This window comes from Chelatococcus sp. KU-N122 (genome assembly GCF_055391085.1).
Genome location: NZ_AP043981.1, coordinates 6,686,570 through 6,710,833, shown reverse-complemented (window position 1 = coordinate 6,710,833; position 24,264 = coordinate 6,686,570). Strand labels below are relative to the sequence as shown.

At 67.4% G+C, this 24,264-nt stretch carries 25 protein-coding genes; 13 read left to right on the top strand and 12 right to left on the bottom strand.

The features are described from left to right. Nucleotides 1-55: 55 nt before the first annotated feature. The 3 genes from ACZ5PO_RS30395 to ACZ5PO_RS30385 all read right to left on the bottom strand — a co-directional run bounded on the left by ACZ5PO_RS30395 (nucleotide 56) and on the right by ACZ5PO_RS30385 (nucleotide 3,786). Entirely contained in the window at nucleotides 56-1,054 is a 999-nt protein-coding gene (locus ACZ5PO_RS30395) for an ABC transporter permease (RefSeq protein WP_464186109.1), read from the bottom strand. Beyond that, the gene (locus ACZ5PO_RS30390; RefSeq protein ID WP_464186106.1) at nucleotides 1,054-2,643 is read right to left on the bottom strand and encodes a sugar ABC transporter ATP-binding protein; all 1,590 of its coding nucleotides are present in this window, start codon (nucleotides 2,641-2,643) and stop codon (nucleotides 1,054-1,056) included. The genes ACZ5PO_RS30395 and ACZ5PO_RS30390 overlap by 1 nt, the downstream gene beginning before the upstream one ends. Nucleotides 2,644-2,709: 66 nt before the next feature. Continuing rightward, complete coding sequence (locus ACZ5PO_RS30385; RefSeq protein ID WP_464186105.1) at nucleotides 2,710-3,786, bottom strand: sugar ABC transporter substrate-binding protein; 1,077 nt, start codon at nucleotides 3,784-3,786, stop codon at nucleotides 2,710-2,712. 359 nt (nucleotides 3,787-4,145) lie between these two features. Here ACZ5PO_RS30385 and ACZ5PO_RS30380 point away from each other — a divergent pair, with 359 nt between their 5' ends. The 5 genes from ACZ5PO_RS30380 to ACZ5PO_RS30360 all read left to right on the top strand — a co-directional run bounded on the left by ACZ5PO_RS30380 (nucleotide 4,146) and on the right by ACZ5PO_RS30360 (nucleotide 10,080). After that, the gene (locus ACZ5PO_RS30380; protein WP_464186103.1) at nucleotides 4,146-5,129 is read left to right on the top strand and encodes a LysR substrate-binding domain-containing protein; all 984 of its coding nucleotides are present in this window, start codon (nucleotides 4,146-4,148) and stop codon (nucleotides 5,127-5,129) included. A gap of 61 nt (nucleotides 5,130-5,190) precedes the next feature. Then, nucleotides 5,191-5,994, top strand: a complete 804-nt coding sequence (locus ACZ5PO_RS30375; RefSeq protein ID WP_464186101.1) for a cysteine hydrolase family protein — start codon at nucleotides 5,191-5,193, stop codon at nucleotides 5,992-5,994. Nucleotides 5,995-6,410: 416 nt separating this feature from the next. Next, a complete protein-coding gene (locus ACZ5PO_RS30370; protein ID WP_464186099.1) occupies nucleotides 6,411-7,664 on the top strand; it encodes a glucoamylase family protein in 1,254 nt (417 codons plus the stop codon). Between the two features lie 7 nt (nucleotides 7,665-7,671). Further along, entirely contained in the window at nucleotides 7,672-9,120 is a 1,449-nt protein-coding gene (locus ACZ5PO_RS30365) for a glycoside hydrolase family 15 protein (RefSeq protein WP_464186097.1), read from the top strand. 450 nt (nucleotides 9,121-9,570) lie between these two features. After that, nucleotides 9,571-10,080 (top strand): Lrp/AsnC family transcriptional regulator, encoded by a 510-nt coding sequence (locus ACZ5PO_RS30360; RefSeq protein ID WP_464186094.1) that lies wholly within the window; start codon nucleotides 9,571-9,573, stop codon nucleotides 10,078-10,080. Nucleotides 10,081-10,095: 15 nt separating this feature from the next. Here ACZ5PO_RS30360 and ACZ5PO_RS30355 read toward each other — a convergent pair whose 3' ends face one another. After that, entirely contained in the window at nucleotides 10,096-10,995 is a 900-nt protein-coding gene (locus tag ACZ5PO_RS30355) for a LysR family transcriptional regulator (protein WP_464186092.1), read from the bottom strand. 197 nt (nucleotides 10,996-11,192) lie between these two features. On the opposite strand from ACZ5PO_RS30355, the gene ACZ5PO_RS30350 reads away from it, so the two are divergent. Genes ACZ5PO_RS30350 through ACZ5PO_RS30340 form a run of 3 tightly spaced genes read left to right on the top strand, consistent with a single transcriptional unit; the run spans nucleotide 11,193 to nucleotide 12,882 of the window. Next, nucleotides 11,193-11,774, top strand: a complete 582-nt coding sequence (locus tag ACZ5PO_RS30350) for an NADPH-dependent FMN reductase (RefSeq protein ID WP_464186091.1) — start codon at nucleotides 11,193-11,195, stop codon at nucleotides 11,772-11,774. Between the two features lie 20 nt (nucleotides 11,775-11,794). Continuing rightward, nucleotides 11,795-12,406, top strand: a complete 612-nt coding sequence (locus tag ACZ5PO_RS30345; RefSeq protein ID WP_464186090.1) for an NAD(P)-dependent oxidoreductase — start codon at nucleotides 11,795-11,797, stop codon at nucleotides 12,404-12,406. A 35-nt stretch (nucleotides 12,407-12,441) separates the two neighbouring features. After that, nucleotides 12,442-12,882, top strand: a complete 441-nt coding sequence (locus ACZ5PO_RS30340; RefSeq protein WP_464186089.1) for a DoxX family protein — start codon at nucleotides 12,442-12,444, stop codon at nucleotides 12,880-12,882. 76 nt (nucleotides 12,883-12,958) lie between these two features. On the opposite strand, the gene efp is transcribed toward ACZ5PO_RS30340, so the two are convergent. Next, nucleotides 12,959-13,525: an elongation factor P gene (gene efp / locus ACZ5PO_RS30335; protein WP_464186087.1), complete on the bottom strand. Its 567-nt coding sequence runs from the start codon at nucleotides 13,523-13,525 to the stop codon at nucleotides 12,959-12,961. A gap of 244 nt (nucleotides 13,526-13,769) precedes the next feature. Here efp and epmA point away from each other — a divergent pair, with 244 nt between their 5' ends. From epmA to ACZ5PO_RS30320, 3 genes are all read left to right on the top strand, one after another. Beyond that, a complete protein-coding gene (epmA, locus tag ACZ5PO_RS30330; RefSeq protein ID WP_464186085.1) occupies nucleotides 13,770-14,828 on the top strand; it encodes an EF-P lysine aminoacylase EpmA in 1,059 nt (352 codons plus the stop codon). Beyond that, nucleotides 14,825-15,886: a lysine-2,3-aminomutase-like protein gene (locus ACZ5PO_RS30325; RefSeq protein WP_464186083.1), complete on the top strand. Its 1,062-nt coding sequence runs from the start codon at nucleotides 14,825-14,827 to the stop codon at nucleotides 15,884-15,886. Before epmA ends, ACZ5PO_RS30325 begins: the two co-directional genes overlap by 4 nt. Before the next feature lie 64 nt (nucleotides 15,887-15,950). Next, on the top strand, nucleotides 15,951-16,499 hold the full coding sequence (locus ACZ5PO_RS30320; RefSeq protein WP_464186082.1) for a carboxymuconolactone decarboxylase family protein: 549 nt from the start codon (nucleotides 15,951-15,953) through the stop codon (nucleotides 16,497-16,499). A gap of 51 nt (nucleotides 16,500-16,550) precedes the next feature. Here the strand turns inward: ACZ5PO_RS30320 and ACZ5PO_RS30315 are convergent, their stop codons facing one another. From ACZ5PO_RS30315 to ACZ5PO_RS30285, 7 genes are all read right to left on the bottom strand, one after another. Further along, on the bottom strand, nucleotides 16,551-16,862 hold the full coding sequence (locus ACZ5PO_RS30315) for a type II toxin-antitoxin system RelE/ParE family toxin (RefSeq protein ID WP_464186080.1): 312 nt from the start codon (nucleotides 16,860-16,862) through the stop codon (nucleotides 16,551-16,553). Continuing rightward, a complete protein-coding gene (locus ACZ5PO_RS30310) occupies nucleotides 16,852-17,130 on the bottom strand; it encodes a type II toxin-antitoxin system ParD family antitoxin (protein WP_464186079.1) in 279 nt (92 codons plus the stop codon). Before ACZ5PO_RS30310 ends, ACZ5PO_RS30315 begins: the two co-directional genes overlap by 11 nt. Nucleotides 17,131-17,215: 85 nt before the next feature. Continuing rightward, nucleotides 17,216-18,358 (bottom strand): acyl-CoA dehydrogenase family protein, encoded by a 1,143-nt coding sequence (locus tag ACZ5PO_RS30305; RefSeq protein WP_464186077.1) that lies wholly within the window; start codon nucleotides 18,356-18,358, stop codon nucleotides 17,216-17,218. A gap of 249 nt (nucleotides 18,359-18,607) precedes the next feature. Continuing rightward, entirely contained in the window at nucleotides 18,608-19,600 is a 993-nt protein-coding gene (locus tag ACZ5PO_RS30300; protein WP_464186076.1) for an amidohydrolase family protein, read from the bottom strand. Between the two features lie 146 nt (nucleotides 19,601-19,746). Continuing rightward, nucleotides 19,747-20,979, bottom strand: coding sequence for a glycosyltransferase (locus ACZ5PO_RS30295; protein WP_464186075.1), 1,233 nt, complete (start codon nucleotides 20,977-20,979; stop codon nucleotides 19,747-19,749). Next, nucleotides 20,976-21,518, bottom strand: coding sequence for a TetR/AcrR family transcriptional regulator (locus tag ACZ5PO_RS30290; protein WP_464186074.1), 543 nt, complete (start codon nucleotides 21,516-21,518; stop codon nucleotides 20,976-20,978). Before ACZ5PO_RS30290 ends, ACZ5PO_RS30295 begins: the two co-directional genes overlap by 4 nt. A gap of 661 nt (nucleotides 21,519-22,179) precedes the next feature. Then, the gene (locus ACZ5PO_RS30285; RefSeq protein WP_464186073.1) at nucleotides 22,180-22,392 is read right to left on the bottom strand and encodes a hypothetical protein; all 213 of its coding nucleotides are present in this window, start codon (nucleotides 22,390-22,392) and stop codon (nucleotides 22,180-22,182) included. Between the two features lie 143 nt (nucleotides 22,393-22,535). On the opposite strand from ACZ5PO_RS30285, the gene ACZ5PO_RS30280 reads away from it, so the two are divergent. Together ACZ5PO_RS30280 and ACZ5PO_RS30275 are read left to right on the top strand one after the other, a co-directional pair. Continuing rightward, nucleotides 22,536-23,294, top strand: coding sequence for a Crp/Fnr family transcriptional regulator (locus tag ACZ5PO_RS30280; RefSeq protein WP_464186072.1), 759 nt, complete (start codon nucleotides 22,536-22,538; stop codon nucleotides 23,292-23,294). A gap of 369 nt (nucleotides 23,295-23,663) precedes the next feature. Continuing rightward, nucleotides 23,664-24,224 (top strand): hypothetical protein, encoded by a 561-nt coding sequence (locus tag ACZ5PO_RS30275; protein ID WP_464186071.1) that lies wholly within the window; start codon nucleotides 23,664-23,666, stop codon nucleotides 24,222-24,224. Nucleotides 24,225-24,264: the final 40 nt, after the last annotated feature.

Sequence of the window (24,264 nt, the reverse complement as noted above, 5' to 3'; positions counted from 1 at the left end):
CTGGTCACGGGAACAGGACGCTCGCTGGCCGCTCACTGGGTGATCGCTCAGCCGGTCATTTGGCGCGCACGAGGCGGGTCAGGCCGGTGTCCAGGGCGAGCGCCGCGACGATGATGGAGCCCTTGATGATCGATTGATAGTAGGGGCTGATATCGAGCAGCACGAAGCCGTTCGAGATGGTGGCGATGATGGCGAGGCCGACGGCGGTGCGCCACATGGCGCCGGAGCCGCCGGACAGTGAGGTGCCGCCGACGACGACGATGGTCAGCACGTCGAAGATGATGCCGGGGTCGAGGTTGGCCTGCGCCGAGCTCAGCTGCGAGGCGGCGATGCTGCCCGCCAGCCCGACACAGCCGCCGAGCAGCACGTAGGTGCTCGCCACCACGGCGCGGACGCGGATGCCGGACAAGCGGCTCGCCTCGTAATTGCCGCCCACCGCATAGACGGCCTCGCCGTAGACCGTGCGGGCGAGGATCAGCCCGAAGACGACAAGGAAGGCCACGAGCAGCATGCCGGAGTAGGGGATGCCGTGCCAGCGGCCGGCGCCGAGCACCCCGAAGCCCTCGTTGTCGACCAGGAAGGCGGCGTTCTGGGTCATCACCAGGGCGACGCCGTTGATGATGAAGCCGCTGCCCACCGTGGTGATGAACGGGTTGATGCGCACCACGGCGACGAGGATGCCGTTCACCAGCCCGAACAGCAGGCCGACGGCAATGGCCGCGGCGAAGGCGATCCCGGGCGCCTGGCTCTGCCCCACGTAGGCGGCGACGACGGCACACAGCGAATAGGCCGAGGCGACGGAGAGGTCGAAGCCGCCGGTCAGGATGACGAAGGTCATGCCGACGGCCATGATCCCGGCCGGCGCCCACTGCGATGCCATGTTGAAGATGTTCTGCTGGGATAGGAAGGCGGGATTGCCGATGGTCACGACCGCCAGCAGCAGCACGAGCGTCAGGATGATGCCGTAGACGCGGATCAGCGTCGGCAGCTGCGCCCGCCAGGCGGGCACGGCCGGCGGTGCGCTGGTGGTGGCAAGGGCGTCGGCGTTGCTCATCAATCGGCCCCGGTCGCGGTTGCACGGTCTTCGACCGCGAAGATCAGGTTCAAGATCCGTTCCACCGTGGCGTCGTCTCCGTCGAGCAGGCCGATCTGGCGGCCGCGAGCCATCACCAGCACCCGGTCGGCATGCTCGACGACCTCCTCCAGGTCGGACGAGACCAGGATGACGCCCATGCCTTCGGCGCTGAGCCGCCGGATGGTCTGAAAAATCTCCTGCTTGGCGCCCAGGTCGATGCCGCGGGTCGGCTCGTCGAGCAGCAGCACGCGCGGCTTGCGGTTGAGCCATTTGCCGAGGACGAGCTTCTGCTGGTTGCCGCCGGAGAGCGTCAGGGCCTCGACATCGAGGCGCCCGGGGTCGAAGCCCAGCTGGCGCGCGAGGGCCTCGCCACGGGCGCGCGTCGCGGCCCGGTCGATCACCGGCCCGACGGCGACGCCGCCGAGGTCGGCGAGCATGAGGTTCGACAGCGCCGGCCGCGACAGCACCAGCCCTTGGCGCTTGCGGTCCTCGGGCGCCAGCACGATGCCCTGCCGGATCGCCTCGCGGACCGTCCACGGCAGGGCTCGTTCGACGCCGGCGAGGCGCAGGGTGCCCTGGGCGCCGGCCTCCGCGCCGGCGATGGCGCGCAGCAGCTCGGTGCGGCCGGCGCCGACCAGCCCGGCGATGCCCAGCACCTCGCCGGCGCCGAGCGTGAAAGAGATGTCGGCGACGCTGCCGGGCAGGGTGATGCCGCTGACCCGCAGCAGCTCGTCGCGGCCGCCGGCCCGCGCCAGCTTCGGCGCAGCAGTGATCTCGATGTCACCCAGCATGGCCTGGACCAGCGTGTCCTTGCTCCAGCCGGCGGCCGTCCTGGTGGCCACGAGCAGCCCCTCACGCATCACCGAGACCCGGTCGCAGAGGCGCAGGACCTCGTCGAGGTCATGCGAGATGAAGATAATCGAGACGCCGCTCGCCTTGAGGCGGCCGATCAGGTCGTAGAGCCGGGAGCGCTCGTAGGGGCCGAGCGGCGCCGTCGGCTCGTCCATGATGAGCACGCTCTGCTCGGCCTGCACCGCCCGCATGATCTCGAGCATCTGCTGCTGGGCGACCGACAGCGTGCCGGCCTTGGCATGGGGCGCAGCCTTGAGGCCCATCCACGCCGCGAGCTCCTTGAAGCGCCTCTCCATCCGCCGCCGGTCGGTGAAGAAGAAGCGCGACGGCACCTCGCCGAGAAAGGCGTTCGACAGCGCCGACATCTCAGGGATGATCGTCAGTTCCTGGTAGATCGCCGCGATGCCGGCGCTGCGCTGCTGGCGCGGGTTGTCGAAGAACAGCGGCGAGCCCTGCACCTCGATCTCGCCGGTGTCCGGCCGGCTCGCCCCCGAGAGCATGCGGATGAAGGTCGATTTGCCGGCGCCGTTGGCGCCGACCAGGCCGTGCACCTCGCCGGTGAGCAGCTCGAAGTTGACGCCGCGCAGCGCCTGGACGCCCGGGAACGCCTTGGAGACGTTGCGCACGCGGATGGCGACGGTCGACTTCAGGTCGCGCCGAAGGGCCGGCGCCGGCTGGCCGGCAGGCGCCTCGGGTCCTAGCGTGGATTCTCGCATCGCTTCAGTGCCTCAGCCGACGCTCGGGCGCGGGCGCCCGAGGCATCCGGCGGCTCCCGCGGCTGTTCAATAGTTCGGCGTGTACTTGTCGGCATTCTCTTTGGTGATGATCACGGTGCCGGTCGTGTTGACGATCTCCGGCAGCAGCGCCTCGTCGATGTAGGCGTTGATCGGCTTGCCCTCGAGCGCCATCATCAGCGCAGCGGCGCCGTAGTAGGCCTCCTGGTAGGGCAGGTAGGCGTAGGTCGCCGCCCATTTGCCGGACTTCACCTTGTCGACGCCGACCTTGGTCGCCCCGCCGGAGAACACCATGATGTCCTTGCCGGGCACCTTGCCGGCGGCGACGATGGCCTGCTCGACGCCGCGGGACATGTCGTCCCACGAGGACACGATCAGGTTGATCTTCGGGTGGGCGAGCAGGGCGTCCTGGATCTTCTTGAGCGCGATGCGCGGGTCGAAGTTCGCCGGCTCGTCGACGACGACCTTGACGTTCGGGTACTTGGCCGCGGCCTTCTTGATGGCCGCTTCCCAATAGGTGAACAGGTCGGAGCCGACGAAGCCGCCGACGGCCGCAGCCTCGCACGTGCCCTTGCAGGACTTGAAGGCGTTGTCGAGGAAGGCGTCGAAGTGAGCAGGTCCCTGCATGGTCAGGGTGGCGGCAAGGCCCGGCGTGTAGTCCGGATCGCCACACATGGCGATGTCGATGGAGACCACCGGCTTGCCCGTCGGCTTCAGCAGGCGGTTGTAGAGCCCGCAGCCGGGCTGGGCGGCGGCCGGCCCGAACAGATAGCCGTCGAAGCCTTCGGTGACGGCGTTCTCGACCACCTTGGCCTGGGTCGCCGGGCTGAAGTTCGCGTCGAAGATCTTGAACTCGAAACCGTACTTGGCCGCTGCCGCCTTCAGGCCGGCGAGCCGCGCCAGGCAATAGGGGTTGTCGACGCACTCGGTGAGATAGGCGATGCGGAATTTCTTGGCAGGCGCCTTGAACGCTTTGTCGTAATCCACCACCGCTTTCGCCGCCGCCGACATCTCCGCGTGCGCCGCCGACGCGAGGCCGGAGAATCCGATCATCACACCGAACACCGCCGCGAGCATGCGCCGGCTCGACAGGCGGTGTTTGGCTTTCGCAGGCGACCCGAACATTCAGCTACCTCTCTGCGGCCCACGCCGCTACGGCCGGCCCTGGTTCAGGCCCGGCTCTCTGACATTGTCCGGTGCACCACTGCGCTCCGTCTCTGCCGTATCGCCTCTGTCCTGCAATCCAAGACGACGCATCAGTAAAGATGGCCGATCGATGCAATCGGTTTTCGATGTGGCGTGTATTGCAACCGTGACGTACGAAGCGAGGCCGGTATCATCTCAATGACAAGCTTGGAGGAGCCAAAAAATATTGTAAACTTGCATTTTATGAATTATGATATCGGAAATTCCGAATACACATCGACTAATAATTATGCAGATGTGCAGAAATTTGCTGCATCAATAGGCCGATGACGAAGAGAATGTCCCCCGCCACGCTACAGCTCGGCTCCGACCGCTTCCTTACCGCGGTCACCTTTCGGCAAATCCGCTACTTCGTCGCCGTGGCCGAGACGGGCAAGATCAGCACGGCCGCCACCATGGTCGGTATCTCCGCCTCGGCGGTCACCGAGGCGGTCGGGGAGCTCGCCGCCGTCTCCGGCATCAAGCTGTTCGAGCGGCATCCGCGCGGGCTCACCCTCACCTACGAAGGGCACCGCTTCCTCGCCCATTGCCGCAACATCCTGTCGGCGGTCGAGAGCGCCGGATATGCGCTGACGCGGCCGAACAACGATCTCGCCGGCACGATCACACTGGCGGTGTCGATCACCGTCGGCGGCTATTTCCTGGCGCCGCTGCTGTCGCGCTTCCGCCAGCGCTTTCCCAACGTCGAGGTGGTGATCCGCGAGGCCAAGCGGGTCGATATCGAAGCGGGCCTGCTCAGGGGCGAGTTCGATATCGGCCTGCTGCTCGTGTCCAACCTCGCCGACCGGGTCAATCTCGCCAGCCACACCCTGGTGCGGTCCATGCGCCGCCTCTGGCTGCCGCCGAAGCACCCCCTCCTGAAGGAGGACATCATCACGCTCGCCGACGTGGCGCGCGAGCCCTACGTTCAGCTTCTGATCGACGATGCGGAGGCCTCCACCAGCTCCTACTGGCAGGCCCACAAGCTCAAGCCCAACATCGTCGTGCGCACGGAATCCGTCGAGGCTGTCCGCAGCCTGATCGCCTTCCGCAACGGCGTCACCATCCTCTCCGACATGATGTACCGGCCGTGGTCGCTGGAGGGGGACCGCATCGAGGTGCGCGAGGTGGTGGCCAACATCCCCACGCTCAACACCGGCGTCGCGTGGGCACGCGACCGGCCGCTGAGCGTTGCCGCCCACACCTTCTCCGAATTCTGCCGGATCGAATACGAGAGCGGCCGCCTCGATGGCCGCCGGCACATGCCCATCGAGCGGGAGTGAGTGCCCACAATGGCACGCGGTTTGCTCAAAGCTGCGGCAGCAGTTTCAGGAGGATCGCGACATGTCGACAACCGCCATGGCCAAGGCCGCGCCGCTACCGGATGTGGATCGCACCCGGCTCGGCACCGGCGCCTATGCCTGGAAGGTCAGCCCCACGCACGTGGACCTGTCGACGCCGCCGCCACCGCCCGTGCTGGCGACGATCGCCGCCGAGCCGCAGACGATCACCGTCGATCTGGCGCGCTCGGCCATGATCGTCGTCGACATGCAGAACGACTTCTGCGCGCCGGGCGGCTGGGTCGACTGGCTGGGCGCCGATCTCAGCCCCGAGCGTGCGCCGATCAAGCCGCTGCAGCGGCTGCTGCCGGCGCTGCGCGCCTGCGGCGTGCCCATCGTCTGGCTGAACTGGGGCAACCGGCCCGACCGCAAGAACCTGCCGCCCACCACGCTCTACGTCTTCAATCCCGACGGCAACGGCATCGGCCTCGGCCAGCCGCTGCCCAACGGCGCCCATCTGCTGGAGAAGGACAGCTGGTCGGCCGCCGTCGTCGACGAACTCGAGCAACTGCCCGGCGATATCAAGGTCGACAAGTATCGCATCAGCGGCTTCTGGGACACGCCCCTCGACAGCATCCTCAAGAACCTCGAGGTGAAGACGCTGTTCTTCTCGGGCGTCAACACCGACCAATGCGTGCTGCACTCGCTGACCGACGCCCACTTCCTCGGCTACAATTGCGTGCTGGTCGAGGATTGCTGCGGCACCACCTCGCCGGACTACTGCCGGGAGGCGACGATCTGGAACGTGAAGAAGTGCTTCGGCTTCGTCACCGACACGGAGAAGGCGGTCGAGGGCCTGCCCAAGTAGGACGACAGCCCGGCGTGAAGGAATGGCCGCGGCGAGGCGGCCGTTCCATCCGCGCGCCGGAGCCGCCGGCGCTGGCATCCGGATTCAACAAAACGCGCCAAGCCCATGACGACGGACTCCATTCTCGCCGCTGGCACGCCGGACCGCGGCCGTGCCTTGCCCGTCGTTCCTCACCTTTTGAATCAGGTCCACGTTGATTCAGGCCCATGGCGCCCGACCTGATTCAGATAAATCGCGCAAGTTACTGCCGAGGCACATGATTTCGCGGTTCGCTCCGGCGCACCTAGCTATCCCCTGAAGCAGGCGCTATGCACGGCCGGCGTTGCGGCCGCCAACGGGCCGCCGTCCGGCCTTGGCTCTGTCACCAATCCGACGTGGTCGACGGCCTATTGGGCTTGGCGATAGAAGGGGGAGCCATGGCCGCCATCAAGACGACGCCGAACCTGTCCGACAGCGCACTGCTCGACGAGGTGCAGCGGCAGACCTTCCGCTACTTCTGGGATTTCGCCCACCCGGTGAGCGGCCTGATCCGGGAGCGCACGGACTTCTTGGCGACGCGGCCTGATCTCGTCACGATCGGCGGCTCCGGCATGGGCGTGATGGCCATCATCGTGGCGGCCGAGCGCGGCTTCATCACGCGCGATGAGGCGGCGGAGCGCGTGCTGCGGATGGTGCGCTTCCTCATCGCCGCGCCGACCTACCACGGCGTCTTTCCGCACTGGATGAACGGCGCGACCGGCGCCACCATCCCGTTCAGCCGCAAGGACGACGGCGGCGATCTGGTCGAGACCTCCTACCTGATGATGGGCCTGCTCACCGCCCGCCAGTACTTTTCGCGGTCCACTCCGGCGGAAAGCGAGATCCGCTCGACGGTCGACATCCTGTGGGGCGAGGCCGAGTGGGACTGGTACGCCAAGGGTGGCCACGCGGTGCTGTTCTGGCACTGGAGCCCGAACCAGGGCTTCGTGCTCGATCACGAGATCCGCGGCTGGAACGAATGCCTGATCACCTACGTGCTGGCCGCCTCGGCGCCGCGCTATCCGGCCGATCCGCGCACCTACCATCGCGGCTGGGCGGAGGCACGGGTGTTCGAGAACCGCCGCAGCTACGAGGGCATCGAGGTGCCGCTCGGCCCCGACTACGGCGGGCCGCTGTTCTTCGCCCACTATTCCTTCATGGGCATCGATCCCCGCGGCCTCACGGACAAGTATGCCGACTACTGGCGCCAGAACGTGGCCCATTCGCAGGCCAACCGCGCCTACTGCATCCGCAACCCGAAGGGCTACGCCGGCTACGGGCCCAACTGCTGGGGCCTGACCGCCAACGAGACGGACGACGGCTACCGCGAGATGTCGCCGACCTCCGACCTCGGCGTCATCGCGCCGACGGCGGCGATCGGCAGCTACCCCTACGTGCCGGACGAGTCGCTCGCGGCGATGCGCTATTTCTACGAGGAGCGCGGCCGGGACCTGTGGACCGAGTACGGCTTCGTCTCGTCGTTCAGCGATGCACGCCAATGGGTCTCGCCGACCCATATCGCCATCGACCAGGGCCCCATCGTCTGCATGATCGAGAATGGCCGCTCCGGCCTGCTCTGGGACCTGTTCATGAGCTGCCCGGAAGTCCGGCAGGGGCTCGGGCTGCTCGGCTTCTCGACCAAGGTTGCGTGAGGGCGGAATGGCGGAGGGACCAGCGGCATCCGGCGCCGGCGAGCTGACCGACGGCGGGCTCTCGGCCTGGATCGACGGTCAGTACGCCCATGCGTCGGCGAAGATCTTCGGGGCCATTTCGGCCACCCACCTGCTCAAGGACCGCCCGGGCTTCGGCCGCACGATGCGGCCGGTGAAGGGCTCCGTGCTCGCGTCGCCGGAGCTCTCCTCCTACGATCCGGACCCCGACTATTTCTTCCACTGGCTGCGCGACTCGTCGCTGACCATGGACGCGCTGCGCCACCTCGTCGGCGATCCCGTGCACGGGGAGAGGGCGCAAACGGCCTTTGCCGAGTATATCCGTTTCAGCCTGGGGCTGACGCGGCTGAGCGGCGCAGCCAGGCTGGCCCAGGGCGACCCCCGTGAGGGCGTCAGGCCCGACTTCCTGCAATTCGTGCGGGCCGCCGAGGACATCGCCAGGGCGGAGGGCGACTATGTCCTCGGCGACACGCGCTACAACCCGGACGGCACGCTCGACACCATCTCCTGGCCGCGGCCGCAGTTCGACGGCACCGCGATGCGGCCGCTCGGCCTGCTGCGCTACCGCGCGCTGCCCTGCGCCGCGGCGAGCCATGCCGAGATCGACCAACTCGTGACGATCGACCTCGACTGCACGGCGCGGCGCTCGGCGGAGCCGTGCTTCGACCTCTGGGAAGAGGAGGTCGGCCACCATTTCTACACGCGCCTGATCCAGTTCGCGGCGCTCGACGCCGGTGTCGGCTGGGCCCGCGCCCGCGGCGACGGCGGGCGCGCCGAGCGCTATGCGGCGGCGGCCGAGGTGCTGTCCACGAGCCTGCAGGCTTACTGGTCGGAGCGCGACGGCTTCTACCTGAGCCGTCTGCCGGGGCCGGACACCAGTGCCGACAAGGCGCTCGACGCCGCGGTGATCCTCGGCGTGGTGCATGCCGAGCGGATGGCGGCGGATGGCAGCGTCCTCGACGTGCGCGCCCAGGCGACGCTGCTGAAGCTCGAGGCGCTGTTCGCCGAGGACTACGCGATTAACCGTGATCGCCCGGCCGGATGCGGCCTGCTGCTCGGCCGCTACAAGAACGACCGCTACTATGCGGGCGGCGCCTATCTGATGACCACGCTCGCCGCGGCGGAGTTCTATTACCGGCTGGGGGAGGCGGTGGTGACCGCCGGCCCGTCCGCCGCGGGCGGCCTGCATCCCCAGCTTGCGGCTGCCGTCGGGACGGCGGGCGGGCCGCCTGCGGTGGTGCAGGGGCTGATCGCCCGCGGTGACGCCATCCTTAACGCCGTACGCCGCTTCACGCCCGCGGATGGCTCCATGGCCGAGCAGATCGACCAGACCACCGGGGCGCCGGCCTCGGCCAAGAACCTGACCTGGAGCTACGGCGGCTTCATCACCGCCGTCGCGGCGCGCCGGTCGGCCGAGGCTGTACTGGCCACAGCGTAAAGCGCCAGAGCGCTTCGCGATTGGGTGGACTCACCCAATCGCAAAAGAAGCGCTCCAGACTCAAAGAGTCAGAGCATTTCGCAATTGGATGGATTCATCCAATTGCGAAATGCTCTGACGCGACCGGGTTCGTCGGGCTCACTCCATCCGACACTGGCGATGCTGCAGCATCGCCATCGAGCCGCCGCCGCATTAGCGCTACCGCGCTCGCGCCGACGATCGAATCGCCCGGCCGGCGGGCGCTCTGCCGATTCAACGAGTTGGAGCATGGCCTTTCGATGGGACGAGGCCAGCCGACGGCTCATGCTCCGCCTGCCCGCGAGGGGTAGGCGATTTTCGCTGCGCGCGGCGATTGCCCGCCGGGTTCATTTAGATTAAAACGATGATCAATGTGATTTTGTATAAATCACGCGTACGAAATGTTTAATCTCTGACCCGAGGCGGTCCCCCATGACTGCGAATACCCTGGAGCGGCTCAAGCCCGGCACGGGCGACCGGTCGGTCAAGCTCGACGCCATCGATCGCAAGATCCTGCGCGGCCTGCAGCGCGATGCGACCGTGACCATCGCGGCGCTCGCCGACGACGTCGGCCTGTCGCCGACGCCGTGCTGGAAGCGCATCCAGCGGTTGGAGGCAGCGGGCGTCATCCGCAAGCGCGTGGCGCTGCTCGACCAGGACATGCTGGGTATCGGCATCACGGTGTTCGTCTCGATCCAGCTCGGCGAGCATTCCGAGGCGGAGATCAACCGCTTCGCGACGATGATCAGCGCCTTGCCCGAGGTGACCGGCTTCTTCCGCATGGCCGGCGACATCGACTATATGGCGATCGTCGTCGTGCCCGACATGGCCGCCTACGACGACGTCTACCGGCGCATCATTACCGCCGGCAACCTCAAGAACGTTGTGGCGCGTTTCGCCCTGGAGCGGCTCAAGTCGGAGACGGCAATTCCGATTCCGTGAGGCCGCCATAGGCACCTATGCCTCGGCGAGGTGCTCCAGGAGCCAGCGTGTCGCCGGGCCTCTGGGCCGATCGGGCCGATGCACCAGCTGCGCCGGAAGGCGTGGCAATCCCTCGGCGCCGTCCCAGGTGGCGAAGCGGAGCTCGTGAAGCCGGCCCTCGGCGATATCCGCCGCCACCATATGGCGGGGCATGCTGCCCCAGCCGAGGCCGGCGCGCAGCATCGCATGCTTGGCGCCGAGGTCCGCGAGCCGCCACGTGCGTAGAGCGATCACCCCGTGGTCGCGCCCCTCGGTCAGCGTCGAGCGGTCGGTCAGGACGAGCTGCAGGTGGTCGCGCACGTCGTCGGCCGTCAGCGGCGGCGGAACGGCGGCGAGCGGATGCCCGGGGGCCGCGACGACGACCAGCTCGAACTCGCCGAGCGGTGTCTGCACGAGCCCCTCGGCGCGAACGGCGAAGGTGACGACGATGCCGATGTCGACCGTGCCGTCCAGCACCCGCGCGGTTGCGGCGCCCAGCGCCTCGACGAAGAGCTTGGTCGCGACCGTCGGAAACTCCTTCTGAAAGTGCTGCAGCACGGCGACCAGGCGCGCCATGGGGAACATGGCGTCGACGACGATTGCGATCTCGGGCTCGAGCCCTCCGGCGATGCCCCGCGACTCGGTGCACAGCGCGGCCGCCTCTTTCAGAATGCGTTCGATGCGTGGCAGCAGGGCGCGTCCGGCGTCGTTCAGGACCGGCCGATAGCCGCTGCGGTCGAACAGGGTGAGGCCGAGCTGGTTCTCCAGTGTCTGCACCGCATAGGTGATCGCCGATTGCGCCCGGCCGAGCCGCTTTGCAGCTGCCGAGAAGCCGCCATGCTCGACGACGGCGGCAAGGACGCGGAGCTGATCGAGTGAGGGGCCGTCGAAGTTCATCAGATTATCCGATCGTGATGATCAAGACATAGCCTATTTCTTCGATCGAAAACAGCGGGCATAGAGTCCGGCGCTCGAGCCTGGATGGGGATCTTTCCGCGCCGAGCGCGCCCACCGCATTGGCGCCGCCGCTTTGCTGCGAGACCACGCCCTTCTCTGCTTCCGTTGGCGGACGCCGCCGTTCTCAGGAGCTTGCAATGACGACACCCGCCCGGCCGCGCCTTCTCGGCCTCTCCGGCAGCCTGCGAAAAGGCTCCTTCACCAGCACTGTCCTCGCGACCCTTGCCGAGGCGGTCGCCGATCGCGCCACCATCCAGCTCTTTCCGCTCAACGACGTGCCGCCCTATGACCAGGACGCCGATACGGCGACGCCGCCTGCCGCTGTCGCGGGGCTGCGCGCCGCGATCGCTGCGGCCGACGGGATCGTCGTCGGCACGCCGGAGTACAATTACGGCATCTCGGGTGTGCTCAAGAACGCTCTCGATTGGGCATCGCGGCCCTACGGCAAGTCGACGTTGACCGGCAAGCCGGTGCTCACCTTCACCGCCTCGCCTGCCGTCACCGGCGGCGTCCGGGCGCAGGCGCAGCTGAATGAATTGCTGCTGGCCATCGCGACCCAGCTCGTGCTGCGGCCGCAGGCCGTGATCGGCGCGGTCCACGAAAAAATCACGGATGGACGACTCACGGACGAGGCCACGCTCGGCTTCCTGAAGGCCGGTGTCGACGATCTTCTCCGCGATATCGCCCGCAACGCTTCGGTGATCCGGCAGGAGGCCTGATCGTGCCGTCGGAGGTCCACATGTCTATTGCTTTGGTCGGCGCGACCGGACATGCCGGTTCGCGCATCCTCGATGAATTGGTCCGCCGCGGCCATACGGTCACGGCTATCGTCCGTAATCCGGACAAGGTGCCGGGTCGCCCCGGCGTCACCGCAAGAGCGGGTGATGTCGCCGATGTGGACGGACTCGCTGCGCTCATCGCCGGCCACGAAGCGGTGATCAGCAGCGTCCATTTCACCGCCAGCGATCCGGACAAGCTGATTGCCGCCGTCCGCAAGGCGGCGGCGCCGCGCTATCTGGTGGTCGGCGGCGCCGGCAGCCTGGAGGTCGCGCCGGGCACGCGGCTGATCGATACGCCGGCTTTTCCAGAAGCCTATCGCAAGGAGGCCGGCGCCGGAGCCGTGTTCCTCGACCGGCTGCGCGGCACGACGGACGTCGATTGGACGTTTCTGTCGCCCTCGGCCGAGTTCGTGCCCGGCGAGCGGACCGGCTCGTTCCGCCTGGGGGAGGACACTCTGCTGAGCGACGGCAAGGGCCGCAGCTGGATCTCGTTCGAGGACTATGCCGTGGCGCTGGTCGACGAGATCGAGAAGCCCGCTCATCGCCGCCGGCGGTTCACGGTCGGGTACTGACGGCCCGAGCCTGCGCAGCCATTTGGGAGCATGAGATGATCGATACCCGCACCGCGCCGTGGGCGGCGCTGCTTTTGCGCGTCAGCCTGGGCGTGCTGTTCCTGGCCCACTGGGCGCTCAAGGTGTTCGTGTTCACCCCCTCCGGCACGGCCGCCTTCTTCGGCAACCTCGGCCTGCCGGCCGCTGCGGCCTATCTCGTGATGGCGGTCGAGCTGGTCGGCGGTGTCGCGCTGATCCTGGGGATCTGGACCCGTCTGGCGGCGCTGGTGCTGTTGCCGGTGCTGCTGGGCGCGATCATCACCGTGCACGGGGCGGCCGGCTGGCTGTTCACCAACCCGCATGGTGGCTGGGAGTACCTGGCGTTCTGGTCTGTGGCGCTGGTGGTGCAGGCGCTGCTCGGCGATGGCGCGCTGGCCGTGGCGCCGACGCCGACGCCGGCCCGCGGCACCGCACACCGGCTCGATCTGGCGCGGTAGGTTAAGTCGCTCGCTCCTGTCGATGGACGCCGGGCTTGACCCGGCGTCCATCAAACCCGGAAACGCCGGAGCGTCCTTACGACTTGGCGCGCTCCACGTAGGAGCCGTCGGCGGTCATGATGACGATCTTCGTGCCGACCTCGATGTGGGGCGGCACCATGGTACGGGCGCCGTTGGTCAGGATCGCCGGCTTGTACGACGAGGAGGCGGTCTGCCCCTTGGTGGTCGGCTCGGTTTCGGCGATCTCGACGACGATGCGTGCCGGCAGCTCGATGGCGACGGCCTGGCCCTCGAACACCGACACCTGGCAGGCCATGCCCTCCTGCAGGTAGATCGCCTGGTCCCCGATCACGTCGGGCGGCACCGGGATCTGCTCGTAGTTCTCGGTGTTCATGAAGATGTAGGACTCGCCCTCCTTGTAGAGGTAGCTGTGCTCGCGGTCCTCGACGAAGGCGCGCTCCACCTGCTCGGTGGTCTTGTAGCGCTGGCTCGTCTTCACGCCGTCCGAGAGGCGGCGCATGTCGATCTGCGTGGTCGGGGTGCCCTTGCCGGGAAAGAAGCTTTCCGCCGAGAGCACGTTGTAGAGCTGTCCGTCGACCTCGAGGATGTTCCCCTTACGGACCGAGCTCGCGATAACCTTCACGTTCCAAACCTCGTCTAGCCTTGAGCGCTCCGTCCTGCCGGATCGGACGGCGCTCCGTCAATATGGGATGTCGAGCCTTTGCGGTCCGGAGCGTCTGGCGCCCCAGGAATCGAGGTTCGTACGTCGTCCGGCGGCGATCCCGCGGTTGCGCCGAATGCGTGGGCACCATAGTGGACTTGGCGAGAATGAGAACCCCCGACCCATCCTGCACGCGGCCGGTTCCCACGACACCGGGACGCGCCGCATGAACGAGCCCCGCTGGTGGCAGCCGGAGCGGCATGCGGCGCGGCGACCGCGGCTGCTGGCGCGCGCCCGCGTCGTCGCGGCGCTGCGCCGCTATTTCGAGGCGGAGCGATTCCTGGAGGTCGATCCCGCCGCTTTGCAGGTTTCGCCCGGCAACGAGACGCATCTGCATGCGTTCCGCATCGACCGGGCGGACGGCGGCCCGGCCTATCTGCATACCTCCCCCGAGTTCGCCATGAAGAAGCTCGTGGCTGCCGGGGAGGAGCGCATCGTCGCCTTCGCCCACGTCTTCCGCGACCGCGAGGTCAGCCCGCTGCACCACGCCGAGTTCACCATGCTCGAGTGGTACCGGGCGCGGCAGCCCTACGAGGCCCTGATGGCCGACTGCGCGGCGATCCTGGCCCTGGCGGCGGACGCGACGGGGCATGAGCCCTGGCAATACCGAGGCCGCAACGCTGATCCGCGGCGCGCGCCGGAGCGGCTCAGCGTCGTCGAAGCCTTCGCCCGCCACGCCGGCATCGACCTCCAGCCGCTGCTGCCGGCGCCGGACGAGCCGCTCGCGGCGGGGCAGGGGGCGACGCCCCGCTTCGCCGCCGCCGCCCGCGCGGCCGGGATCAGGACCGCTGCCGACGACAGCTGGTCCGATCTGTTCAGCCGGGTGCTGTCGGAGCGCGTCGAGCCGCGTCTCGGTGAGGGGCGCGCGACCATCCTCCTCGACTATCCCGCCTCGGAAGCCGCCTTGGCGCGCACCAAGGAGGCCGACCCGCGTTTCGCCGAGCGCTTCGAGCTCTATGTCTGTGGCATCGAGCTCGCCAACGCCTTCGGCGAGCTGACCGATCCGGCGGAGCAGCGCCGCCGCTTCGAGGCGGACATGGACGAGAAGATGCGCATCTACGGCGAGCACTATCCCCTCGACGAGGACTTTTTGGCGGCGCTGGCGCTCATGCCGCCGGCGAGCGGCGCGGCGCTGGGCCTCGATCGGCTGGTCATGCTGGCCGCCGGCGCCGAGCGGGTTGCCGACGTGATCTGGACCCCGCTGGCGGAGGGAGCGGCGCCATGACGAGGCCGCAGCGCTCCATGACGTCGCCGGCGGACCTGGCGGCAGCCGGGCTCGTGCCGCCGGAGCGGGTTGCGGCGCTCACCGCCGTCGCCGCCCGCTACGCCGTGGCGGTGACGCCGGCCATGGCCGAGCTGATCGATCCGGCCGATGCGGCCGACCCCATCGCCCGGCAATTCGTGCCGGACCCGGCCGAACTCATGACGACGCCAGAGGAGCGGGCCGACCCCATCGGCGACGAGCCGATGAGCCCGGTCAAGGGGCTGGTGCACCGCTATCCGGACCGGGTGCTGCTCAAGCTCGTCGCCGTCTGCCCGGTCTACTGCCGCTTCTGCTTTCGCCGCGAGATGGTGGGGCCGGGCGGCGCCGGGATGCTGTCCGAGGCGGAGCTCGACGCGGCCATCGGTTACATCGCCGGCCACCCGGAGATCTGGGAGGTCGTGGTCAGCGGCGGCGACCCGCTGATCGCCAGCCCCCGGCGCCTCGTGGTGGTGATGGCGCGCTTGCGCGCGATCGTGCATGTCAAGGTCGTCCGCTTCCACACCCGCGTGCCGGTGGTGGCGCCGGAGCGGGTCGGTGTCGAGCTGATCGACGCGCTCAAGGCCTCGGGCAAGACCACCTACGTGGTGCTGCACACCAACCACGCCCGCGAGTTCTCACCCGCCGCGCGGTCGGCGCTCGCGGCCCTGGCCGACGCCGGCATCCCGCTGCTCGGCCAGACGGTGCTACTCAAGGGCATCAACGATGAGCCGGCGGCGCTCGAGGCCCTGCTGCGGACCTGCGTCGAGAATCGGGTGAAGCCCTACTACCTGCACCACGCTGACCTGGCGCCCGGCACCTCGCACCTGCGCACGTCAATCGCCACGGGCCAGGACCTGATGCGCGCCTTGCGCGCCCGGCTGTCCGGCATCGCCCAGCCGGTCTATGTGCTCGACATTCCCGGCGGCTACGGCAAGGTACCGATCGGGCCGTCCTACCTGTGCGATGCGTCCGACAATGCCGACGGCCCGGTCGACGTGATCGATCCCTCCGGCATCCGCCACCGATACCCGCCGGCGTGAGCTGCAACAGCCAAGAAGCCCTGCTTAAAGCAAGCCCTACCCCAAGAAACCTCGAGGAGACCCCATGGCCCGCATTCCCTATTTCGATCCCGCCACCGCCACCGGCCGGCTGGCCGAGACCTACAAGAAGCTGCCGCCGCTCAACATCTTCCGGATGATGGGCCATGCCGGGCCGATGATGGACAAGTTCGTCAAGCTCGGGAACCAGATCCTGATCTTCTCGGATCTGGACCCGGTGCTGCGCGAGATCGCCATCGTGCGCGTCGGCGTGTTGTCGAAGGCCTCCTACGAGGTCTACCAGCACGAGGCGATCTGCCGGGAATACGGGATGTCCGAGGACAAGATCCGGGCCATCCACGAGGGGCCGGACGCGGCCGCCTTCAACGATCTGGAGCGTCTGGTGATGCGCTTCACCGACGACGTGGTGGCCAACGTGCGCGCCTCGGACGCCACGTTCAAGCCGTTGGTCGACAAGCTCGGCTTCCAGCAGACCCAGCACCTGGTGCTGGCCATCGGCTACTACATGATGGTGAGCCGCTTCCTGGAGACCTTCGACGTGGACATTGAGGATGACGGCCGCCCTGCCGGCCTGAAGCTGCCCGGCATGGGCTGAAGCAGCTCGTCGATCGGGGGTTCGAACGCGCTGAAAGACAGGAGCCGATGCCTACCCGTCTTCGGCGAACTCGTTCGCAAAGTCCCGGCCGCCATAGAAAATGCCTATGATCTCCACCACGCCGGGGAGCGGACGGAAGACAATCGACACCCGACGCTCGAAGCCGATCACACGCACGTTCTGCCCCATCGTGGGGCGGAGCGTGCCGCGCTCGGGAAAGGAGGCGAGGCCTTCACATGTGACCCGGATACGACGGACGTAGCCGATGGCGATATCCGGGCTGCCGGTCTTGTCGAGGATATAGGCGAACAGCTGCTCCAGCGCGGCGTCGGCCGAAGGCCGGAAAACGACCTTATGCGCCACGCTTGCGGGCCTTCACCTCCTCCGCGTAGCGGCGTTCGATCCGGGCAAACACCTCTTCGGCCGGAATGCTTGGGCGGGGATCGGCGAGGGAGCGCCGCACTTCCTCGTGCATGTAGGCATCGAGGGCCGCCTCCTCGCGGTCGAGCGCACGCAGACCAGCGCGGATGACCTCGCTGGCGGAGCTGTAGGTGCCGGATTTGACGCGCTCTTCCACCCGCTTGAGATACTTCTCCCCAAGGGTCACGCTGGTGGGCTTGGACGTTCTCATGGTCTATCCGTCGGCTCAGCACCTTCTCATGGCATAGTGTACTACATCGTCATACCGGCTGGCGATGATCTTCCGGCGCTGCGCCTCACCCCTCCTTCAGCATCTGCCGGGCGATGACGATCTGCTGCACTTGGCTGGTGCCCTCGTAGAGGCGGAACAGCCGCACGTCGCGGTAGAAGCGCTCTACCGGGTAATCGGCGACGTAACCCGAGCCGCCGTAGATCTGCACGGCACGGTCGGCGACGCGGCCCACCATCTCGCTGGCGAACAGCTTGCAGCACGAGGCTTCCATGGAGATCACCTCGCCCGCGTCGCGGCGGCGCGCCGCGTCCTTCACCATGGAGCGGGCGGCATAGGTCTCGGTGCGGCTGTCGGCCAGCATGGCCTGGATCAGCTGGAACTCGCCGATCGGCTGGCCGAACTGCTTGCGCTCGCGCGCGTACCTGACGCTCTCCTCGATCAGCCGCTCGGCGACGCCGACGCAGATGGCGGCGATGTGCAGGCGGCCCTTGTCGAGGGTCTTCATCGCCGTCTTGAAGCCCTGGCCCTCCTTGCCGCCGATGATGGTGGATGCCGGGATGCGGCAGTCCTCGAAGATCACGTCGGCGGTGTGGGCGCCGCGCTGGCCCATCTTGCGGTCACGCTTGCCGATGCGGATGCCGGGGGTGTCGGCCGGCACCAGGAAGGCGGAGATGCCGCCCGCACCCGCTCCGCCGGTGCGCGCCATCAGGGTGAAGACGCCGGCGTGCGGCGAGTTGGTGATGAAGCGCTTGGTGCCGTTCACCACATAGTGGTCGCCGTCCTTGCGGGCGGCGGTGCGCAGCGAGGCGGCGTCGGAGCCCGCCTCCGGCTCGGTGAGCGCGAAGGAGGCGATGGTCTCGCCGCTGGCAATTTTGGGGAGCCAATAGGCCTTCTGCTCCTCGGTGCCGTCGATGACGATGCCCTGGGAGCCGATGCCCACGTTGGTGCCGATGGCCGAGCGGAAGGCGGGCGACGTCAGCCCGAGGCGGAAGCAGACCTCCACCTCTTCGCTCATGTTGAGGCCGAGACCGCCGTAGGCCTCCGGCACCGACAGCCCGTAGAGGCCGAGCTCGCGCATCTCGGCGAGGATCTCCGGTGGGATCTCGTCAGTCTCGGCCACCTGCTCCTCGGCCGGGATCAGCCGCTCGCGCACGAAGCGCTCGACCGTGTCGAGCAACTGGCTGAAGGTATCGGGCTCGAGCGCCATGGAAAGTCTCCTCCGGATTCGGATGGGCGGGCGGCCGCCGCTGCGAAAGCCAATTTCGCATTTGCCCATACGCCATCAGCCGGCGCAGGCAAAGACCGCGCACGCGTTCGGCGCACGCCGACTGTGAACACGGCTGATGGACCGACTCAAGAGCGGCGGCCTCAAGAGCGGCGGCGCCCGCGCCACCGCTTCAGCGGGAGGGTGGCCGACTCGTCCGGCGAACGGTTGGCAGCGAAGCTGGGCGCCGGATCAGCCATCCAGGCGGTAGACCCGTCGCGCGGTGTCGCGATAGAGGGCCGCCTTCTCCGCGGCGCTCGCGCCCTTGGTCACGCGCTTGAAGGCGTTCCAGAGCGTCGCATAGGTGCAGGAGACACCGTCGACCGGAAAGTTGCTCTCCAGCATGCCGCGGTCCGGCCCGAATGCCTCGATGCAGGTCTCCAGGTACGGCCGCCAGGCGTTGGCGAGCTCCTCGGAGCCGGGCAGCACATCGCGCTTGTGAAATTCGAAGCCGCAGATCGCCATGCCGAGCCCGCCAAGCTTGACGACCACGTTCGGGCAGGTCGCCAGCTCCCTGATGTCCCGTGCCCACGTCGCAAAGATCGCGTCGCGTCGTCCTGCATAAGGGCCGATGCCGAGCGGCCCGCCGACGTGGTTGAGCACGATATCGGCCTCGGGCACGGCCCGCGCCAGCGCGATCAGGTCAGGCAGCTGGGGGTGATACTGCCACGCCTCGAACGACAGCTTGCGCTTCGCCAGCTCTCTCAGCCCGTCCCGAAAGCCTGGCTCGGCATAGAGATGCTGAGGCGGGCTGGTGTGGCTGTCGCGGACCTCGGGGCTCGCGTCCCAGCCGGCGGCGTGGCGTATGCCGCGGAAGCGACCATTGCCGGCCGCGATGTGTGCGTCCAGCACACGGCCGACCGCGGCGCCCGTCGTGAGATCGGCGCGGGAGACGATGCCCTCGCAGGCCATAACCTTGCCGTAGCGTCCGCTCGCGGCCATGGCGGCCTGGCCGTTGACGAACTCCGTCTCGCCGATGAAGCGCAACTCCTCGGGACCAGCGGCGCGGTAGAACGCCCCGCATTCCACGAAGACCGTGCTTTCGACAGCGTGGCCTGACTGCACGTCGGCCAGCAGCTCAGGCAGGAGATAACGCCCGGCTGGAAAATCCCATAGGTGATGGTGCGGATCACAGATCGGCAGATCCGGCTCAAGGATGTCTTCCATCAGGCTCGCCGCGGTCATTTTCGTTCTCTCCCTAGGGTTCACGAAGCCACGGTGCCAGCTGCGCAGGGCAACCGGCAAGGCCTGGGCGCAGAGACACCTGGCGCGCCTGACGCGGATGCCATGCAAGGGGGAGGAGCAGGACCTAGCGACGATGCCGAGGGCATCTAGGCACGCTCGAAGGGACCTCCGAGGGCTTCGATAGCGTCTGCCGCGGCGGGAGCGCCTCCGGCCTCGGCGAAGGCTCTGGCGATGCGTTCGGCTCCTTGCCGGCAGTCGATGGTCCGCTCGATAGCCGCGCGCAGGTGTTCCTCATCCAGGGTGTCGGCCGGAAGGCGGACGCCCGCACCTGCGACCTCGACCCGGCAGGCGACCTCGAGCTGGTCTCGCCCGAACGGCACGGCGCAGACGGGAACGCCGGCAGCAAGCGCCTTCTGCGTGATGCCCATGCCGGCGTGGCATACGACGGCGAGGGCTCGCGGAAGCACCTGACCGTGCGGAACGAACTGTTCGATGCGGGCATTGGAAGCGCTTCCGTAGGCGGCCGGATCCCCCGCAGGCACGGTGGCCAGCACAAGGAGGTCGTTCCGGTCGCGCAGCGCGGCCAAGGTCGTGCTGACCAACCTGCCGTCGTCCTGAAACTCGGTGCTGGTCGATACGAGAACGATTGGCCGGTGCTCCTCGCTCAGCCACTGGGGTGGGGCGGCTGGTGGCTCCCAGGGACATGGCCCGACGAGCAGGAAGGAGGATGGCCATGACGGGCGCCGGTACTCGAACGGTTCCGCTGTCAGACACAGCAGGAGTGACGGCCGCAGCAGGAGATCCTCGGGTTTCTCGATTGGCGCAAGCCGTGCGGCGGCGCGCCCGATGTTCGCCGCTGCGGTGAAGTTGCGCGCCGGCTCCGCAGCGAGATGAGCGATCGCGGCGTCTCGGGCGCGGCCTTCGGCCCCGTGCAGCGGGGGGAGACCAGGCCCGAAGGGCGCCAGCCCTGGGCCGCCGAGCCACGCGGGCGAAGGCAGCCAACTGCCCCAGGGCAGGGGCGACGCCTCAGCCACGGCCATGGCTCCGAACGCCATGATGTCGACGAGCAAGGCGTCCGGCTGTTCCTCCTCCATGGCGGAACGCAGATCGGCTGCGTCGAGCGGGGCTCGCCGGCCAAATATCTGCATGGCGCGGGCCTGGGCGTCATGGGGCGTCGTCGCCTGCCAGTCATCATGGGCCAGGGAGGCGATGCCCGCCATCAGCGCCGTCGCGTGCAGTCCCAGCGCGCGTAGGTCGCCCACGCACTCGGCCAGCGTGCGCACTGCGACGCGGTGGCCGCGAGCGTGCAACTCCAGCAGGGTGGGGACGATGGGGAAGAGCTCGCCCCGCGATGGACCGGTGTAGGCGAGGATTCTCATCGAACCGCCTCCAGCAACTCGAGCACCACATCTTGATAGTCGAGCTGGCTCAGGCCCTGCTCCAGCCGCAGCACTTTCCAGGTCAGGACATCGGTCACCGCAACCAGGAGCGCTACGCGTCGGTGGCGCGCGTGGCCGGCATACGGTTCGAGCAGCGGCGCCAGCACCCGCTCGACCCAGGCCCGATGCATGTCCCGCCCACGCTGGGCGATGGGCGCGACCTGGAGCGCCGTGTCTTCGGCGGCGAGCATGCGCAGCACCATCGGCCCGGCCTCCTCATAGTGTCGGCCGAGATAGGCGGCGATAGCGGGCAAATCGCCGGCGGGGACCTGATCACGATCGTCCGTCACCCGCTTCAGACCGCGGCGTGCTGCCGCCTCCAAGAGGCCGGCCTTGCTGCCGAAATGCCGGAGAACAGTCTGGACTGTCGTGCGCGCCCGCTCGGCCACGGCGTCGAGCAGCAGTTCGACCCCCGGCCGGCTGAGGAAGAGCGCGTCAACCGCATCCAGAATCGCCGTCCGGGTCTCTTCCGTCGACACGGCCCTCGCTTGCTGGCGATAGACCCTCGAATTCATATTAATTAAATTAACGCCAATATTCCCCAGCGTCAATCTCGCTGTTCGAACGGTATAGACGCCGGCGCCGGATCCCTCGGGGCAGGTCGTGATGATGGCATCCGGACCGGCGCGCCAGCCGACGGGGGCTGGGCTCGTGTCGGCTCGCTGCGGAGGCGGAGGCCGGCCGGGCTTTGGTCCGCCTTTAGCCGCGAGTCGCGCTCGTCCCTGGGTCATGAGTCCCGCCCCACTGCCGCCAATGGGTCGGGTGGACCGGAACACGTTTGTTGGTCAGGCCGTGCAACCATCCTTCTTTGGTGCGACGGCAGGGAAAAACGAGCGAGTGAACCTCACCATCTTTGATGACGCTGAGTTGCAGGTCTTGTCCAAAGGGAGCAGAGTCGATCGGCTGCCAATTCATCGCAAATGGTCCTCCCTCTAGAAGGCAGCCGGACTATCGCGGAGTTTCACTACGTGCCTGTCTGCGCATCGTGTGCATGACTGCCTCCGCAAAAGCCGTTGCCAGCCAGCTGCCTGCGCGGCCGCAATCAGCTCAATCAGCGAAAGCAGCTTTAGTCGACCCGCGCAGCCGGATGTTGAGGAAGGTCAAGCTCATGGGATCGCAATGCTGGCCGGCGGCAACGTTTCATGTTCCATCGGGCCCGATGGCGCCGCTCGATGGACAGCCGGACACAAGATTTTGCTGCTTGATAAGTTTAGCCAGCTTGATCTTCTCCTCGGCTAGTAGTCTTTCGACAATCGTGCGTGTCTGTTCATCGAGCGAAGTCCGTAGCAATTTACTGTAATGCTCGACGTTGAGCTCGGCAATCTCACGTGGACTTGTGAACTTGTCAGCCATGATCGAACCCCTGGGGACCGGAGCGACCATGGGGACTTGAGCCGCCGGTTGCCACCTTCCAAACCGGCCAAAATTTGACCGCGATCAATTTTTCGCCTGTTTAAAGGGGTGTACCTGCCTCGCCGAAGATAGGATCATGACACGTGTCAATTGAAGCGACGCGCTTTTCGGGGCCGGCAATCTACGCCGTGCACCCGTGGGCTTCTGGCAATTCCGGAAAAACCGTGCGGCATCAATTGCTCAGTGAAGAGGAGCGTGCCCGCCTCGCAAAAGTCGCCTTGATCGTGCGCTTCGGCAAGGGCGACCAGATCTATAGGGAGGGCGACGCCGCCGACGCGGTGTTCAACATCATAAGCGGTGTCGTCACGGCTTACCGAGCGCTGGCATGCGGAGAGCACATCGCTTCGTTTCTTTCTCCCGGCGATCTCTTCGGATTGTCCGAGGAGGGGCGTTATACCAATGCAACCAGGGCGGCGACGCCCGTCGTTGCTTACAAGATGCCATTGCCGGCGGTGCGTCGCATCTTGGAGACGAGCGCCCATCTGGATGTCGACGTCATCGTCAAGCTCTGCGAAGAGCTCCGCGGGACGCAGCGGCACGCGGTTCTTCTGGCTCAAAAGCGCGCCGCAACGCGGCTTGCGATGTTCTTAGATCTTCAGGAGCACTTGCAGGTCAGCCGAGGCGAGCCGGCTTCGGAGATATATCTCCCGATGGATCGTTCGAGTATTGCTGCCTATCTCGGGGTGACGCTCGCCGCCCTCGGCCGCGCCTTTCGAACGTTGATATCGGCCAAAGTGATCGCCTTCCGTGACCGCCGCCACGTGAAGATCCTCGATAGGGATGCCTTCAACAGGCTTGCCGATATGACGCCGGTTGAAGCGATCAAGACCGCAGGCGGCTGAGGTTACGGCTGGGTTACGGCGATAGTTTACGTGTCGGCGAGCGCGAGTTGGTCGTCGTGGCTGCACCCGGTGATGTCATCATCGCGGTGCTTGCCGTAATTCAATAAACTGTCCCATAATTCCTTTGGGTCCTGCACATTCCGCTGGCGAGGCTTCCATGCTGCCCGAGCGCGCGGACGGGTGTCTGCCTGCTGGCGGGCCCGGGTGGCTGCTGACCGGGGACGACGGCGGTGAGAGGTGAGCCGTCGGTGCGACGAGGAGCCAGAGAAAAGACTCAAATCCCGCATAGGTTGCGATATCTGGCCAGGGCTCGGCGCCGACGACGAGGCAGCTCGCCGGCGCGCCGGGCCAGCGTGGAAGGGTACGCCCATGGAGACCTTCGTGTCACGGAAGCCGTTTTCGGCCAGGGCGATCACGGCATTTCCCCACGCGTGCCGGGGGATCGCCAATGAAGCGGTGCGCGAGTTGGCGCCGTTCGTGGATGACAGCCTCCGGAAGCGGATGATCTGTCTGGCCGTACGGGGAGAGAGGGTCTGTGTTCCTGCCCGCATCCACGTGCTCGACAACCTCGGATCGACCGAGGGGTTGTCGCTCGGCGCCCAGTGCCTCCTCACCCGAAGCACCGATGGCTATCTGAGACAGAGGGCGCTGAGGGCGATCCTGGGCTCGCCGGCGGTATGGGTGGTTCCGTTCGTGGTGCTGCTCGCGGGCGAATATGTCGTCGAGATCGCGCGAGACATACAGTCGGCGGTGCCGACCTTTGACCGCTCCGCTTACGCCATGTTCGCGCTCGAGAACCGGCCGGCCATGCGCGCATTGCGGGAGAAGGCGGCGCGCTATCGGAAGGAGCGCGACCGGGAGAGCTACCCGCAGCGGATGTCGTACCCTGGCTTGGCGGTTCTCTATGAGCTGGAAGCGTGGGCGAGCTGATCGAGGCCGCCGGCTCGCACAAGCACGCGCGGCGAGACGG